The 15,406-nt window shown below is 57.2% G+C and carries 17 protein-coding genes, 1 pseudogene and 1 CRISPR repeat array; of the genes and pseudogenes, 10 read left to right on the top strand and 8 right to left on the bottom strand.

The genetic code is table 11. From position 1 onward, the window contains the following. Window positions 1–3: 3 nt before the first annotated feature. Window positions 4–981 (bottom strand): TRAP transporter substrate-binding protein, encoded by a 978-nt coding sequence (locus CYR52_RS07970; protein WP_072927286.1) that lies wholly within the window; start codon window positions 979–981, stop codon window positions 4–6. A gap of 429 nt (window positions 982–1,410) precedes the next feature. Here CYR52_RS07970 and exbB point away from each other — a divergent pair, with 429 nt between their 5' ends. The 9 genes and pseudogenes from exbB (at window position 1,411) to CYR52_RS07925 (ending at window position 7,882) form a co-directional block, all read left to right on the top strand. Continuing rightward, window positions 1,411–2,343: a tol-pal system-associated acyl-CoA thioesterase gene (exbB, locus tag CYR52_RS07965; RefSeq protein ID WP_241521544.1), complete on the top strand. Its 933-nt coding sequence runs from the start codon at window positions 1,411–1,413 to the stop codon at window positions 2,341–2,343. Window positions 2,344–2,349: 6 nt separating this feature from the next. After that, window positions 2,350–2,775, top strand: coding sequence for a TonB system transport protein ExbD (gene exbD, locus CYR52_RS07960; protein WP_072927290.1), 426 nt, complete (start codon window positions 2,350–2,352; stop codon window positions 2,773–2,775). Window positions 2,776–2,918: 143 nt separating this feature from the next. After that, complete coding sequence (locus CYR52_RS07955; protein WP_101828419.1) at window positions 2,919–3,398, top strand: cold shock domain-containing protein; 480 nt, start codon at window positions 2,919–2,921, stop codon at window positions 3,396–3,398. A gap of 206 nt (window positions 3,399–3,604) precedes the next feature. Next, window positions 3,605–4,624, top strand: a complete 1,020-nt coding sequence (locus tag CYR52_RS07950) for a TerC/Alx family metal homeostasis membrane protein (RefSeq protein WP_072927292.1) — start codon at window positions 3,605–3,607, stop codon at window positions 4,622–4,624. Between the two features lie 194 nt (window positions 4,625–4,818). Then, window positions 4,819–5,579: a CRISPR direct-repeat array (repeat unit 29 nt; unit sequence GTGTTCCCCGCGAGAGCGGGGCTAAACCG). 238 nt (window positions 5,580–5,817) lie between these two features. Further along, the gene (locus CYR52_RS07945) at window positions 5,818–6,294 is read left to right on the top strand and encodes an Hcp family type VI secretion system effector (protein WP_101828380.1); all 477 of its coding nucleotides are present in this window, start codon (window positions 5,818–5,820) and stop codon (window positions 6,292–6,294) included. A gap of 49 nt (window positions 6,295–6,343) precedes the next feature. Then, window positions 6,344–6,706, top strand: a complete 363-nt coding sequence (locus CYR52_RS07940; protein WP_072927300.1) for a tlde1 domain-containing protein — start codon at window positions 6,344–6,346, stop codon at window positions 6,704–6,706. Continuing rightward, window positions 6,703–7,146: a hypothetical protein gene (locus CYR52_RS07935; protein ID WP_072927302.1), complete on the top strand. Its 444-nt coding sequence runs from the start codon at window positions 6,703–6,705 to the stop codon at window positions 7,144–7,146. The genes CYR52_RS07940 and CYR52_RS07935 overlap by 4 nt, the downstream gene beginning before the upstream one ends. 96 nt (window positions 7,147–7,242) lie before the next feature. Beyond that, window positions 7,243–7,473: pseudogene (locus tag CYR52_RS07930) on the top strand (polymorphic toxin type 44 domain-containing protein); the annotation flags it as partial. After that, the gene (locus CYR52_RS07925) at window positions 7,463–7,882 is read left to right on the top strand and encodes a hypothetical protein (protein WP_146001257.1); all 420 of its coding nucleotides are present in this window, start codon (window positions 7,463–7,465) and stop codon (window positions 7,880–7,882) included. The pseudogene CYR52_RS07930 and the gene CYR52_RS07925, both read left to right, overlap by 11 nt. Window positions 7,883–7,992: 110 nt before the next feature. Here the strand turns inward: CYR52_RS07925 and CYR52_RS07920 are convergent, their stop codons facing one another. Beyond that, entirely contained in the window at window positions 7,993–8,277 is a 285-nt protein-coding gene (locus CYR52_RS07920; protein WP_072927306.1) for a HigA family addiction module antitoxin, read from the bottom strand. Beyond that, window positions 8,277–8,555: a type II toxin-antitoxin system RelE/ParE family toxin gene (locus CYR52_RS07915; RefSeq protein WP_101828378.1), complete on the bottom strand. Its 279-nt coding sequence runs from the start codon at window positions 8,553–8,555 to the stop codon at window positions 8,277–8,279. The genes CYR52_RS07920 and CYR52_RS07915 overlap by 1 nt, the downstream gene beginning before the upstream one ends. A gap of 192 nt (window positions 8,556–8,747) precedes the next feature. On the opposite strand from CYR52_RS07915, the gene CYR52_RS07910 reads away from it, so the two are divergent. Next, window positions 8,748–9,011 (top strand): type II toxin-antitoxin system RelB/DinJ family antitoxin, encoded by a 264-nt coding sequence (locus CYR52_RS07910; protein ID WP_101828377.1) that lies wholly within the window; start codon window positions 8,748–8,750, stop codon window positions 9,009–9,011. A gap of 79 nt (window positions 9,012–9,090) precedes the next feature. Here CYR52_RS07910 and CYR52_RS07905 read toward each other — a convergent pair whose 3' ends face one another. The 5 genes from CYR52_RS07905 to astA are packed head-to-tail and all read right to left on the bottom strand — an operon-like array spanning window position 9,091 to window position 15,402. Further along, the gene (locus CYR52_RS07905) at window positions 9,091–10,530 is read right to left on the bottom strand and encodes an amino acid permease (protein ID WP_072927308.1); all 1,440 of its coding nucleotides are present in this window, start codon (window positions 10,528–10,530) and stop codon (window positions 9,091–9,093) included. A gap of 10 nt (window positions 10,531–10,540) precedes the next feature. Beyond that, window positions 10,541–11,530: a succinylglutamate desuccinylase gene (gene astE, locus CYR52_RS07900; protein ID WP_101828376.1), complete on the bottom strand. Its 990-nt coding sequence runs from the start codon at window positions 11,528–11,530 to the stop codon at window positions 10,541–10,543. A 9-nt stretch (window positions 11,531–11,539) separates the two neighbouring features. Continuing rightward, complete coding sequence (gene astB, locus CYR52_RS07895) at window positions 11,540–12,883, bottom strand: N-succinylarginine dihydrolase (protein WP_101828375.1); 1,344 nt, start codon at window positions 12,881–12,883, stop codon at window positions 11,540–11,542. A 24-nt stretch (window positions 12,884–12,907) separates the two neighbouring features. Next, a complete protein-coding gene (astD, locus tag CYR52_RS07890) occupies window positions 12,908–14,374 on the bottom strand; it encodes a succinylglutamate-semialdehyde dehydrogenase (protein ID WP_072927316.1) in 1,467 nt (488 codons plus the stop codon). Continuing rightward, window positions 14,371–15,402, bottom strand: a complete 1,032-nt coding sequence (gene astA / locus CYR52_RS07885) for an arginine N-succinyltransferase (RefSeq protein ID WP_241506157.1) — start codon at window positions 15,400–15,402, stop codon at window positions 14,371–14,373. The genes astD and astA overlap by 4 nt, the downstream gene beginning before the upstream one ends. Window positions 15,403–15,406 lie beyond the last annotated feature (4 nt).

The raw sequence follows: 15,406 nt of genomic DNA, 5'->3' as shown, positions 1-15,406 counted from the left end.
GGCTTATTTCACGTCGTTGATTTTATTCACCAGATCCTGATGGGCTTTGCCGAACTGATCGCGCACCGGCTGGGTGGCGTCATAGAAATATTTGGTGTCCATCTCCTGGAAGGTCACGCCGCCGGCTTTCATGGTCTGCAACGCTTTTTCGTTATACGCGGCCCAGAGCTGGCGCTGTTCGGCCTGCGCCTCTTTGGCCAGCTTCAGGAGCAGTTGCTGATCCTCGCTGCTTAATTTGTCCCATTTGGTTTTGGAGTAGAGGAACAGCTCGGGAATAATGAAGTGGCGGGTCAGGGTGTAATATTTCGCCACCGGCAAATAGTTATGCGCGACAAAGGTCGGCGGGTTGTTTTCCGTGCCGTCAATGACGCCGGTCTGCATCCCGCTGAAGACTTCGCTCACGCCCATCACCACCGCGTTCGCCCCCATCGCTTTCAGCGTCGCCAGCGCCACCGGGCTGCCCTGCACACGGATCTTCATGCCTTTCAGGTCTTCCGGTTTGGTCAGCGGGGTTTTGGTGATCATGTTGCGGGTGCCGGAATCCATCCAGCCGAGGAATACCAGCCGGGATTTCGGGTCATTGGTGATGTTATTGCCGATCTCCTGCCCGACTTGGCTGTCGAGCACCTTATGCATATGCTCTTCATCGCGGAAAATATAGGGCAGGGTGAAGACCTCAATCTCCGGCAGAATAGCGGCGACCGGGGCCATCGACACGCGGATCAGATCAATGGCGCCAATCTGCGCCTGCTCGATCATCTGTTTCTCATCGCCCAGCACGCCGCCGGGAAAGGTTTTGATCTCCAGCCGCCCGTCGGTGGCTTTCTCCAGTTTTTCGCCCATATGCTGCACCGCCACCACATTCGGGTAACCCTGCGGATGCACATCCGCGGCTTTAATGGTCTGGGCGAGGGTCTGATGGCTGATAAACAGCGTGGTGGAAAACAGGCTCAGGGCCAGCAGGGATTTTCGCAGTATCATGATGCTCTCCAGGGGCAGGAAAAAGCCGGGAAAAGTAAGTGGAAAATGCGGGTTTGTTAAATTTGAAACATTTTATTAACGCGATTATACACTTTGAAATGCTATTGAAAATTTCTTGAAATGGCTTTTTAAAGCAAATCCGATCTGCGTCACGGCCAGCGCTGGCGCGGCCTCCGGATTTGTGATGTGGCTAAAAAAACAGCGCTTCCCGCCCCGGCTTTCCGGCATCCTCTCTGCGTGCTGCCGGCTTTTCTTATGGATATTCCACTTGCTTTGACCTTGATCTCTTGCGTACGTAAATAATAATGAGAACCACTATCAATCCGCGCTGTGTTTGATATGATCCCGCACTGATTTATTTCTTCCAACGTTGATGATTTAGGGTGGAGGCGTAGCGTGAAATTGGCTCGCATGATGATGAAGTTGGGGATGCCCACATCTGCCGTGGCAGTACAGAAAACAACACCGCGCCGCGGCCGGCTGGCGCTGGCCTCCCTGTGCCTGATGGCCGGGCTGAGCGGCCCGGCACTGGCGGCCCCGGCAACCACTACCGCGCCGGCTGCGCAGAGCGCGCAGGCAGACGCCGCCCCGGCGGCCCCGGTGATGGCCGCGGATCCGCAGCCGTCCGCGCCTGCCGCCCAGCCGGTCATTCCGCAGGACTTGTCCGTGCTTGGGATGTATCACCACGCCGACGCGGTGGTGAAAACCGTGATGATTGGCCTGCTGCTGGCCTCAGTGGTCACCTGGGCGATCCTGTTTGCCAAGGGCAGCGAGTTGCTGGCCGCCAAACGCCGCCTGCGCCGTGAGCTGCGCGCGCTGGCCCCGGTGACCACGCTGGACGAAGCCGCTGCCGTGATGGAGGGCTTTGATGACAAGAGCCTCAGCGCCCGGTTGCTGGCCGATGCACAAAACGAGCTGGAGCTGTCGGCGCAGTCTGCTGACATCGCCGGGATTAAAGACCGTACCAGCTTCCGCCTGGAGCGCCGCGTGGCGGCTGCCGGCCGCCACATGGGGCGCGGCAACGGTTTCCTGGCGACCATCGGCGCGATTTCGCCGTTTGTCGGCCTGTTCGGCACCGTCTGGGGCATCATGAACAGCTTTATCGGCATCGCCGAAACCCAGACCACCAACCTCGCCGTGGTGGCACCGGGCATTGCGGAAGCGCTGCTGGCGACCGCCATCGGGCTGGTGGCCGCGATTCCGGCGGTGGTGATCTACAACATCTTCGCCCGCCTGATTGCCGGCTACCGCCACCTGCTGGGGGATGTCGCGGCCCAGTTGCTGCTGTTGCAGGGGCGTGACCTGGACCTGGCGGCCAACGCCGGTACCAAACGCGCGAATCCGCAACTGCGCGTGGGGTAACTGACGATGGCGATGCGTTTGAATGACGACCTGGATGAAAGCGGGGAAATGCATGAGATCAACGTGACGCCGTTTATCGACGTGATGTTGGTTCTGCTGATCATCTTTATGGTGGCCGCACCGCTGGCCACGGTGGACGTGCGGGTTAACCTGCCGGCCTCGACCAGCAAGCCGTCGCCGCGCCCGGAAAAACCGCTGTTCCTGACGGTCAATGCGGAGAAACAGCTGTTTGTCGGCGATGTGCCGGTGCCGCGTGAGCAACTCACCGCACAACTGGCGCAGCAGACCCACGGCGACAAAGAGACCACCATTTTCTTCCGCGCGGACAAATCCGTGGACTACGAAACGATGATGGGCGTGATGGACGCGCTGCGTCAGGCGGGTTACCTCAAAGTCGGGCTGGTGGGCATGGAGCACACCGGCGCGCAGTAAGCCCGCCCCGTATTGAAAACGGCCTCCCCGGAGGCCGTTTTTTTATGGCCGCGCACCGGGCAGGAAGTGCGGTAAAGCAGGCGACTTCTGCGTGTGGCTCGACTAAAATAGGCGTTTTGTTGACAGGTCAGGCGGTAACTATGATGCACGGTACAATTACGACATATTTCGAAGACAAAGGATTCGGATTTATTAAAGATGAAAACGGCGACAACCGGTATTTTCACGTTGTCAAAGTGGCGAATCCGGAGCTGCTGAAAAAGAATGCCGCCGTGACGTTTGAGCCGACCACCAATAACAAAGGGCTGTCGGCCTACGCGGTGAAAGTGGCGGTAGAGAGCAAATACATCCACATTGCCGGTGAGCGCATCAAAATCACCAGCATCAAGTCGTTCAACCGTTTCACCAAACAGGTGCCGGTTGAGGCGCAGATCGACAAAGAGAACGCCGTGCTCTCCGCCGGGTTGCTGATGGAGCGCATCCGCCCGAAACAAGAGGTGGAGAAGGGCGCGACCCGCCCGCTGGAGATGCTGAACGTCACGACCTTCCAGAATAAAACCTTCACTTTCTCCGAGCTGGAGATTGATATTGAAGAGACCATGAAGGCGCTGAAAAACCTCTGATTGCCCGGCCTGCGGCCGTCAGCTGACGCGCGGCAGGCCTTTCCCTTCTGCTTTTCCCCCGTGTCATTGATAGTTTCATGTTGTTTATGTCTGATGATCGGCGGCTCTGCTGCTAAAATGGTGACGCCGCGCACCCTGCTGCGGCACCCCTATAAAAAACTAACCTGGTTACCGTTTCCGGTAACATTTTGAATTGAGAAGAGATAATGGAGTCTGTTCATATTGGTTTTCCTCTGGAGACGGTCAGCGTATTCGTTGGTCTGTCGGTTGCCGCGCTGCTGATTGACCTGCTTGCCCACCGCGGCAACCACGCCATCAGCCTGAAAAGCGCGGTAGGCTGGTCGATTTTCTGGGTGGCGACCGCCCTGGGTTTCGCCGGTTTCCTCTATATCCACCACGGTGCGGCTGTCGCTAACCTGTTCATTACCGGTTACGCGCTGGAGAAAGTGTTGTCGGTAGACAACCTGTTCGTGATGATGGCGATTTTCGCCTGGTTCAAAGTGCCGGATGGCCTGCGCCACCGCGTGCTTTACTGGGGCGTGATCGGGGCAATTGTGTTCCGCGGTATTTTTGTCGCCTTTGGTACGGCGCTGCTGTCACTGGGGCCGTGGGTAGAGATGGTGTTTGCGGTGATTGTCGCCTGGACGGCAGTGATGATGCTGCGCTCCGGTGAAGATGATGAAGAGATCGACGATTACTCTGATCACTTTGCCAACCGTCTGGTGCGCCGTTTCTTCCCGGTCTGGCCGAAACTGGCCGGTGACCGCTTCCTGCTGAAAGCCAGCGAAGTCTCTGCTGAGCTGGAGAAGCCGCAGAACAAGGGCTTTGCCTTCACGGTGAAGAAGGGCGCACGCTACGCCACGCCGCTGCTGCTGTGTGTGGCTGTGGTGGAGCTGTCGGACGTGATGTTCGCCTTTGACAGCGTTCCGGCGGTGATCGCCGTGAGCCGTGAGCCGCTGATTGTCTACTCCGCGATGATGTTCGCCATCCTCGGCCTGCGCGCGCTCTACTTTGTGCTGGAAGCGCTGCGCCGCTATCTGTCGCACCTGGAGAAAGCGGTAGTGGTGTTGCTGTTCTTTATCGCCTTCAAACTCGGCCTGAACGCCAGCGACCACCTCTGGCACCACGGTTACGAGATCGGCATCAACACCAGCCTCTATATCGTACTGATTGTGCTGGGCCTCGGCATCCTCGCCAGCGTGCTGTTCCCTGCTAAAGAGAAATAATTCTCTCAGCAATCCTGAAAAAACCCCGGCTTGCCGGGGTTTTTCTTTTTCCGGCTGGTGAATACCATAAAACGCATTCTGAATTTTATAACGTTCTGAAGAATCAATGATTTATATCGCATAATCATCGTAAAAAAATCGGTAGAATTTTAGCTGTTTAAAAAAGTTTTTATAATCAAAGAAATACGATAAGAGTGTTCCCCGCGAGAGCGGGGCTAAACCGTCGATTTATTAAACGAAATTTTAGTAACTTATGTGTTCCCCGCGAGAGCGGGGCTAAACCGACTCACGTCCGCAACCTGGAAGGGCTGGCAAAGTGTTCCCCGCGAGAGCGGGGCTAAACCGCGTACATTTTGTCAGTGGACGCCGTTGACTATGTGTTCCCCGCGAGAGCGGGGCTAAACCGCCGCCGTAGCCGGTGTTCCAGTTATAGCGGCCGTGTTCCCCGCGAGAGCGGGGCTAAACCGTACTTTGACCGCCAGGCATATTCCCTCGTTTAGTGTTCCCCGCGAGAGCGGGGCTAAACCGGTTTTCACATACCCATGCACGCGATACAGCACGTGTTCCCCGCGAGAGCGGGGCTAAACCGATTAAATATCAACTCCGTTCAATTGATGAATTGTGTTCCCCGCGAGAGCGGGGCTAAACCGTGTATTTTTCTACAAAATCATCCAATTCTTTTGTGTTCCCCGCGAGAGCGGGGCTAAACCGGCGCACGGGCCGGAGATGCGGGCAAATGTTCGGTGTTCCCCGCGAGAGCGGGGCTAAACCGTGCTGGCAGATATCCGATCGGGGCTGGATGAGGTGTTCCCCGCGAGAGCGGGGCTAAACCGCAAAACAGCGGAAATTTCTGGACGCTGGAGCCGTGTTCCCCGCGAGAGCGGGGCTAAACCGGCGTACTACTTGGAAGCCCTGCCGGATACGGAGTGTTCCCCGCGAGAGCGGGGATATAGACTATGACTGATCCTGTAATATTGTAGTAATCCAATATGAGAACGCTGTCTAAACGCCTGATATACACATTATATAATGTGACTATTATTTTAATTCAATGTTATTGATTTAATCATTCCCTGTTTTATTTATTTTTCATGACTATGTTTATCCCCATGTTTATTGATTTTTAGTATTTGTTATTGGCTTTTATCAGGCGCAAACTATGCAAGCTTTTCTAATCAATTAGGAGTTTAATAATGGCTATCCCTCCCTATTTATGGTTAAAAGATGATGGTGGTGCACTAATTAAAGGGTTGGTTGACGTGCGTGGCCGGGAAAACAGTATTGAAGTGCTAAGCTTTATGCATGGAGTGGACATTCCTACCGATGGGCACACAGGTCAAATAACCGGGCCGCGAATTCATGATGCATTAGAATTTGAAAAAGAAATTGATAGTTCAAGCCCATTGCTTTATAAAGCATCAACCACCGGTCAAACACTAAAAAGTGCTGAGTTTAAATGGTACAGAATCAATGATGCAGGGAGAGAGGAGGAATATTACAATATACTACTTGAAGGTGTTACGGTTGTTTCAGTAAAAACGATAATGCACAATATTAAAGCCTTCGAAAGTACAAATCATCTTGAATTAGTTACCCTTCGCTATGAGAAGATTACCTGGAAATACTGTGATGGTAATTTGGCTCACTCTGACTCGTGGAAGAACCGATAAAAAGAAGTGTGTTTAATGGCGCTGAAAGGCGCCATATAAGGAGGTTTGAATGACATGGGTTTATAATGTAAGAAAAAGGTCGTTTGAACAAAATGGTGTTTATAAATTCAGCGCTGATTATGCTGGGGCTCCTGGTTATAAAAATGAGCCTGATTTCGAATGTGTAGTCAACAAAGGGCCTTTGCCGCGAGGAAAGTATAAGATAGTCGGCAAGCCTTTCAGACACCATCACGCTGGCCCCTATACACTGCGTCTGCAACCTTATTCTACTAATAATATGTGTGGAAGAAATGGGTTCTTAATACATGGTGGAAATAGCAAAGGAACAGCATCGAATGGATGCATTATTCTCCATCCGACATTCAGACGAGTGCTCTATGAATCTGGTGATAAGGAATTAATCGTATTATGAAGCTCCCAATATTGACGTTGGGGTTTTTTAGTTTCTATGCTTTCTCTGCCGTCACGCCGGATGAATGTATAAAACTAAATAATGGCATTGGCTCTGCCATGTATATTACAATGCTGGATGACCTGAAGCTGGTACGGGAAAATATCAATGAAGGAAAAACCCAAACAAAAATAGTTTCGATTACTCCTGTTACGTATCCACTGGCAATCGTATACGGCAAGGAGGAAAAACGCCTGAGTGGTGAACATAGCGAAGATCGTACAACGGCAGAGGAATATGCTCAGGGATTTATGGCTGACCATGCAAGAAATATAATTGCTGAATACACTTTTAAAAATAAAGAAGGAAAGGAAAACGTTTTTCTGGCTTCAGCATTTGCCAGTGATAACGACTGCTCAGTAAGGTTTAATGGCTATATCATCGTTAAACGTGATTTTTAAAAAAATCATTAAAGCAATAAATGTTTTTTACGGTGTTCCCCGCGAGAGCGGGGCTAAACCGTCCGCAATCACGGCCCCTGGGATTACAAGCAGAAAAATCGGTCATGGGCGAGTTTTGGAAATTTCAATTATGGCGCGACCGGTACGGTGGCCGGTATCCCTGAAGATATTCTGCTGATGGGGGCGGGGTTCGCCCAGTCATGGGCCGGCACGTCGCAACCGGAGAAATGGGGCTACTGGTATAGAAAACCCCCGTATGGGGATGACCCGGAAGATCAGCGTGCCATCCGGGAGGGCATCAGGTATGCACATCAGTGTGGTTTTTAAGTGGGTACATGGGCTGACGACCCTGGTGTTGTTTATCGTAGTAGTGGGGTTTTTGCTGCTGAACCGGACAGCAGATTACAAAGCGGATGACGTCTTCCATGCCAGCCGCCAGGTCACCCCGGCGTTGTGGCTCTACACCACCCGCAACAGCAGCGGAAACGCCACGGTTCCTATTGTGTACCGTTACTATCTTTCGTCGAAAATATCCGGTTCTGAAGGTGAGGTGGTCAGTGCATTACATGACAGCTTTCCATTCCTTGAGGGAACAGGCGATATCGCTGCTATCAGCGCAGAAAATGACCGTGTCAGAATTGTATATCGCGGCCGGGTCTATTCACTGGATGAGACCGCGCACTATACCGTTAATGGGGAAACCGTGAGCGTTCATCTTGCCTACGACATTCAGTAGTGAGCCATAACAAAAAATTCCCCGCGAGAGCGGGGCTAAACCGAGCTGATCGAGACATTCATTGTTCGTCAGTCTGTGTTCCCCGCTTTCGCGGGGATAACTTCTCGCCTTCAGGCGAAGGCGAGTCTGTGTAAATGGCTGACATCGGTTAGCTGTCTGGCGATAAACAGGCTGTACGTGGCCTGAATTTTTAGCCAGGTTTCCGGCGTGCTGCCAATTACGGCGGAAAGCTTAAGGGCCATTTCTGGCGTGACGGCAGTATGTCCGGAAATTAACCGGCTGGCCGTTGAGGGCGCGATCTCCATCGCTTTAGCAAATTGACGGAGGCTGACATTCATATCTTCCAGCGCTTCAGCAATGATTTCGCCAGGATGGGCGGGGTTAGCCATTCGCATTAGTGGTAATCCTCCAGGTTAAGAATTTCAGCATCACCATTGGCAAATTTAAACGTGATGCGCCAGTTGCCGGAGACACTGATCGACCAAATATCTTTGCGATCTCCTTTAAGCGGGTGCAGGTCATACCCCGGCATATCAACTGCGTCTATACGGTCAGCGGCATCAATCACCGTAAGGCGTGTTTTAATCCGGTTAACCAGCTTTTGTTCAATGCCGCTACTGTCATTTTTAAGGAAAAAATTCTTTAATCCTTTATGTTTAAAGCTTTTGATCATGGTTTCATCCCTGTTCCGTCATGCGGAACAGTATAGCAGGTGTTCCACATGATGGAACAGGTGTTGCTGCTAAAATAAGCGTATTGATCTTAAACCGTGAGAGCGTGATTGGGCCGATCATTCTTACAAGGCATTATCCTTCGTAGCAACGAAGGGCTACAATTAAGCCGCTTAATTAATGGAGGGTTTAGCATGGCGGCAAATGCGATAGTATGTGCCCGGATTGACAAGGCCCTGAAGGATGAGGCAGAACAGGTACTTTCAGAAATGGGCCTGACGATTCCTCAATTTCTTCGTATGGCACTAACGAAAGTTGCACATGAGCGGGCAATGCCCTTTGATATTTATGTACCGAATGAAAAGACGAAAGCCACTATCGAAAAAAGTCTGCGTGGAATCGACGTACATAAAGCAGAAAATGCGGAAGATTTATTTAAACAGTTAGGTCTGAAGTAGCGCATAATCTAAATCTAATAAAAAACCGACATTTTATGTCGGTTTTAGAAATTAAAAGATAATTCTATTTCCCCACTCCCTACATATTCCCTTCCAGCTTATACAGCTTTGTGTTTTCCCGTTTCACCTTTATCCGCCAGATAACCGCCAGCAGGATAAACCAGAGCGGCATCGAGAACAGCGCGATGCGCGTGTCCGGGTCGAACACCATGATCACCAGTGAGAACAGGAAAAACAGCAGGCTCAGGCGGCACAGGAAAATACCGGCGGGCATTTTGAATATCGCCTGCTGGTGCAGATCCGGGCGGCGTTTCCGGTAGACCAGATAGGCCATCAGGATCATCCCCCAGCTGTAGATCACCAGAATGGCGGCCAGCGTCGAGACGATGGTGAACAGCGTCATCACGTTCGGCACCAGGAACAGCAGCAGGGTGCCGCTCAACATACAGAAGATGGAGAAGATCAGGCTGCGCACCGGGATGGCCGTGGTGCGTGACAAAATGCGGAACTGCCAGTGCGCGTGTTTCTCCATCGACAGGCCATACAGCATCCGGGTGCTGGAGTAGACGCCGCTGTTGGCAGACGACATCGCCGAGGTCAGCGCGACAAAGTTAATCACCGCCGCTGCGGCCGGCAGCCCCGCCTTGGCAAACAGCGTGACGAACGGGCTGGTGTCGGGCGAGATGTGCTGCCAGGACGTCACGGCGATAATCACCACCATCGACAGCACGTAAAACAGGATGATGCGCAGCGGGATCGCGTTGATCGCTTTCGGCAGAATCTTCTCCGGCTCGCGCGTCTCGGCGGTCATGGTGCCCAGCAGCTCAATGCCGGTATAGGAGAAAATGGCGATCTGGAACCCGGCAAAAAAGCCCACCACACCGTGCGGCATAAAGACGGCGGTGTCAGTGAGGTTGCCGAGCGAGGCGCGCACGCCGTCCGGCGACGTCCAGCCGGTGGCAACCATCCAGATGCCGGTGACAATCAGCGCCACTATCGCAATGATTTTGATTAGGGCAAACCAGAACTCCGCCTCACCAAACATCTTCACCGACAGCAGGTTAAACAGGAACAGCAACGCCAGGGTGAACAGCGCCGGGATCCACGGCGAAAGGTGCGGCAGCCAGTACTGCACATACCCGCCGCACACCACCACATCCGCGATGCAGGTCACCACCCAGCTCAGCCAATAAGACCAGCCGAGGAAAAAGCTGGCTTTGGGGCCGAGATAATCTGACACAAAATCTGCAAACGAGCGGTACTCAAGCTTAGTGAGCAGCAGCTCACCCATCGCCCGCATCACCATAAACATAAAGAAGCCGACCACCACATAGGTGATCAGGATCGACGTGCCGGACACGGCGATGGTTTTCCCGGCCCCCATAAACAGGCCGGTGCCGATGGCGCCCCCCAGGGAAATCAACTGGATATGGCGGGCGCTCAGGCCGCGGTGCAGGGTCTCCGGGCCGTGCTGATCCCCAGCCGGGGTGCCCGGCCGTGGTGATTTTTTTTCTGTCATAGGGTTCCTGTCACTCTGGTAGGGAAAGGTGCGGCGCGCCCGGTGCCAGCAGCAGCCCGGCCCGCAGGCCCGTCGCCACCCCGGCATTGGGGAACAGGATATGCCGGGCGGTGTCACTGACGATCCAGCGGCGATCCGGCTGGGCGGCAATCTCATAACCGGGCGGCAGGCAGGTGAAGTTCTCCGCCGCGTCCGGCAGGTTCAGGGTGAAGTGCTCACTGGTTTTGATCAGGCTCTCTGCCACCGTAAAGTGGCGGACAGGCGGCTTTTGCCGTGCCGGCAGCGCGGCACCGGTGATCAGGGCGCGGATCGCCCGGCCGGTGGGCGCGAACTGCGGCAGGTCGTTCTGGCCGAACGGCCGCGCCTTGCCCAGCTCCAGCGTCACGCTCTGCGCCTGGAACTGCTCACTGACGAAGTGGCTGAAAGTGCCGCCCGCCTGGGTGTGCTGCACCACCGCATCCAGCTCAGCCGCCGCCAGCAGATCAAAAAAGGCGGGCGAGTAGGGGTGCGCGTGGTAAGGCACCAGCGCGAACTGCGGGTAAAGGGAACCGCGGATCGCGGTGTGCATATCCAGGTGCCAGCGATCACCCGCCGGGGTGCCAGGGTGGTCAAAGAACGCGGTGGTGACCGCCTCCAGCTCCGCCGCGCGCGTTGCCTCATGGCTGCGTGGGGCAGTGCGGTGGCGGCCGCCGAACAGCCGGTTCATGTCATGGTGCAGGTAACGGCGGTTGGCGCGCATCGCCGGCAGGTTACCGAACACCAGCAGCAGGGCGGCATCCGGGCGCAGCGACCCGGCGCTGATCGCCGCCAGCAATTCCAGCAGCAGTTCGATCGGCGCGGTCTCGTTGCCGTGGATGCCCGCCGATACCACCACCGCCCGCCGGGCGTGTTCCGGCCGCAGGGCTACTACGCCTTCCGCCAGCCAGCGCGGGTGAAGGGCGGCGGGCAGGGGCAGGTCGGGCAGGGCGCAGTGCAACAGTTGATCGGTCAATGGCTGCATGTCGCCCCCTCAGCGCTGAAAATCATAGACGGTGCCGAGGCGCAGAATCTGCGACAGCTCATCCAGCGCCACATACACCTCGCGCAGCAACTGCGGGTCGGCCATGTCGCCGGGCAGCAGCCGGTCGCGGTAGTGGGTGTTCACCCACGCCGTCAGCCGCTGGTAGAGTGCCTCATCCAGCAGGCTGCCGGGGTTCACGGCGGCGCGCTCTGCGTCGTTCAGTACCACCCGCAGCCGCAGGCAGGCCGGGCCGCCGCCGTTGCGCATACTCTCCCGCAGGTCAAACACCCGCACCTCATTGACCGGCGAACCGGCCGCCGTGGTGAGTTCGTTCAGATAGGCCCAGACGTTCTCCCGCTGGCGGCACTCCTCCGGCACCACCAGCAGCATTTTGCCGTCCGGCTTGCTCAGCAGCTGGCTGTTGAACAGGTAGGAGGCCACGGCATCCGCCAGGCTGACGCGCGCTTCCGGCACTTCCAGGCTGATGAAATCCTGCCCCAGCGCCGCCATTTTTTCATTTAACGTGCGCAGCACCGCAGGCTGATCGACAAACGCCCGCTGGTGGTGGAACAGCACGTTTTTGTTGCTGACGGCAATCACGTCGTTGTGGAACACGCCGCTGTCGATGGCTGCCGGATGTTGTTGAACAAACAGCGTCCGTTCCGGGTTGAGCTGGTGCAGCCGCGCCACCGCCTCGCTCGCCTCACGCGTCTGGCGCGCCGGGTAACGCTGCGGTTGCAGGCCGGAGCCGAAGGCACGGCGGCCGTAGACAAACATCTGTACGCCCGGCGTCGCGTAGTCCCCACCAAAACGGTTATGGTTGGCGGCCCCTTCATCACCGAAATCGCCATGCTGCGGCAGCGCAGAGTGGTGGCAGAAGTGCGCGTCGTCGGCAAAGGTGGCGCGCAGGATCGCTGAGGTAGTGGGCGCTTCCAGCGACCGGTGCAGTTTATTGTTCAGGTTGGCGACGGTGAAATGCACGCGGCCATCAGCGCTGTCTGCCGACGGGGAGACAGTGGCGGCGTTGGCCGTCCACATCGCTGACGCGGAGCCGAGCGTGGAGAGCAGTTGCGGCGAGTAGGCCGCCGCCTGTTGCAGCATCTGCTCATCGCTGCCGCAAAAGCCGAGCGCCCGCAGCGCCGTGACATTCGGGCGCGGGTGCGGCGGCAACACGCCCTGCACAAACCCGGCATCCGCCAGCGCTTTCATTTTTTCCAGCCCCTGCAACGCCGCCTTACGCGGGTTGGAGACGCCATCTTTGTTGTTCAGTGACGCCTCGTTGCCCACCGACAGACCGGCATAGTGGTGTGTCGGGCCGACCAGGCCATCGAAATTTGCTTCATAACCAGACATAACAACCCTCTGCATGGTGGCGGATCAGAATTTCAAACCGGGATTGAGTGCCGCCGGCAGTACCGGCGCGTCACTGACCAGCGAGGCCATCGGCCAGGCGCAGTAGTCAGCCGCGTAATAAGCACTGGGCCGGTGGTTGCCGGAGGCCCCGACGCCGCCGAATGGCGCGTTACTGGAGGCACCGGTCAGCGGCTTGTTCCAGTTGACGATCCCGGCGCGGGCGTCATCCGCCAGTTGGGCGAAGCGGGCCGGATCGGGCGAGATCAACCCGATCGCCAGCCCGTAGCGCGTGGCGTTGGCCAGGCGGATCGCCTCGTCAAAGGTGGTGTAACGCGACACCGACAGCAGCGGGCCGAAATACTCCTCATCCGGTACCTCAAGCCCGGTGACGTCGATAATCCCCGGCGTCAGCAGCGTGGCGTTGGCGTCCGGCTGGGTCAGCTCCAGCAGCGACCGGCCGCCGAGTGCCTGCAACTGCTGTTGCGCCTGCAACATCGACTCCGCCGCCTGCAACGAGATCACCCCGCCGATAAACGGCTGCGGCTCTGCGTTCCAGTGGCCGACCTCGATCCGGCGGCTCACCTCCACCAGCCGGGCGATCAGCGCATCGCCTTCCGGCCCCGCTTTCACCAGCAGGCGGCGGGCGCAGGTGCAGCGCTGCCCGGCGGAGATAAAGGCGGACTGGATAATCACATGCACCGCCGCGTCCAGATCGTCCACACCGTCCACGATCAACGCGTTGTTGCCGCCCATCTCCAGCGCCAGCATTTTTTCCGGCTGGCCGGCCAGGTAACGGTGGAAATGGAACCCGGCCGCGGCGCTGCCGGTGAACAGCACGCCGTCGATCTCAGCGTCTTCCAGCAGGGCTTTGCCGGTCTCTTTCCCGCCCTGAACCAGGTTCAGCACGCCGTCCGGCAGCCCGGCCTGTTGCCACAGCCGCACCGTCAGTTCGGCGGTGGCCGGGGTCAGTTCACTCGGCTTGAACACCAGCGTATTGCCGGCGATCAGCGCCGGGATGATGTGACCGTTGGGCAGGTGGCCGGGGAAGTTGTAGGGGCCGAACACCGCCATCACGCCGTGCGGTTTGTGGCGCAGCAGCGCTTTGCCGTCCGGCATCGGGGTTTCGCGCTCGCCGGTACGGGTCTGCCAGGCCTCAATGGAGATCGCGGCCTTGCCGATCATCGCCTGCACCTCGGTGCGCGTTTCCCACAGCGGTTTGCTGGTTTCCTGGCTAATCAGCCGCGCCAGCGCCTCTTTGTGGTCAGCCAGCAACGCGGCGAAGCGCTCAACCATCGCGATGCGCTGGTCAGCAGGGCGGTGCGACCAGCCGTAAAATGCCTCGCGGGCGGCGCGGCAGGCGGCCTGTACCTCTTTCGCCCCGGCGCTGTGCGCCTGCCAGAGCACCTGTTGGTCATTGGGGGAGAACTTGCTGAAACGCGGGCCGCTGCCCGGTTGCCAGGTTCCCTGGATAAAGTGTGCAGCGTGCGTCATGCGGGCAGTTCCTCAGGCAGTAGGCTGACCAGCCGGGCGGCATCGCCGTCGGCCAGGTGCAGCGCGTCAATCATCGGGCCGGTGAGATCCAGCGCCGCGGCGTCGGCATCGGCCTCAATCAGCAGGGCGCGGAAATCCTCAAAATGCTGGTTGGCGACGATGCAGAGCGCACCGCCCCCGGTTGCCGGATCGCGGTGGCGCACCGGCAGCACCCGGCTGGCACGCACCGCGCGGATGGCGTCCGTCTCGCCCTCCAGCACCGGCCCGGCGTCAAAAATGTCCACCGAACCGCGCCACATCAGCCCCTCTTTTTCCAGGATGGCGCGTGCCGGGGCGGTTTGCGGGTGCACCTGGCCGATCACCTGTTGCGCCGGTTCCGGCAGCAGCGAGATGTAGATCGGGTAGGAGGGCATCAGCTCGGCGATAAAGGTTTTGGAGCCGATGCCGGTGAGGTAATCCGCCTCGGCAAAGGGGATCTCGAAAAAGTGGTGGCCGAGCGCGTCCCAGAACGCCGAGCGGCCGCCGTTGTCCACCACGCCGCGCAGTTCGGCGAACAGGTGCGAGGAGAAGAACTCGCGGAACGCGGCAATAAACAGGAAACGCGCCTTGGAGAGAAACAGCCCGTTGCGGTTGCGCTGGTAGGCCGGGTCAAGGAACAGGGTGCAGAGTTCACTGTGGCCGGTGTGGTCATAACTCAGGTAGAGGGTGTCGAGGTTTTTATAGACCCCCAGCTCACGCGAGGCGCGCACCGTACGCTGGATGCGGAAATTGTAGAACGGCTCATCCAGCCCCACAGCCACCTCAATGGCGCTGACGCCGACCACTTTTGCAAGCTCGGTATCCTCCAGCACAAACAGGAACCCCTGTTGTGATTTGGGGCGCAGCCCGGCAAACGTCTCGAGGCTGCGCGTAATCCGGGCGCGCAGGCGGTCAGGGTTATTGGGCAGCGAGGTCAACCCCACGCCCGCACGGGCGGAAAGGTCGAGGATATCGTTCAGGTCAGTCTCTCTGACCGGGCGAAACAGCATCATG

Source organism: Chimaeribacter arupi, assembly GCF_002858805.1.
Taxonomy (GTDB): Bacteria; Pseudomonadota; Gammaproteobacteria; order Enterobacterales; family Enterobacteriaceae; genus Chimaeribacter; species Chimaeribacter arupi.
This window is presented reverse-complemented; position numbering and strand designations above follow the sequence as displayed.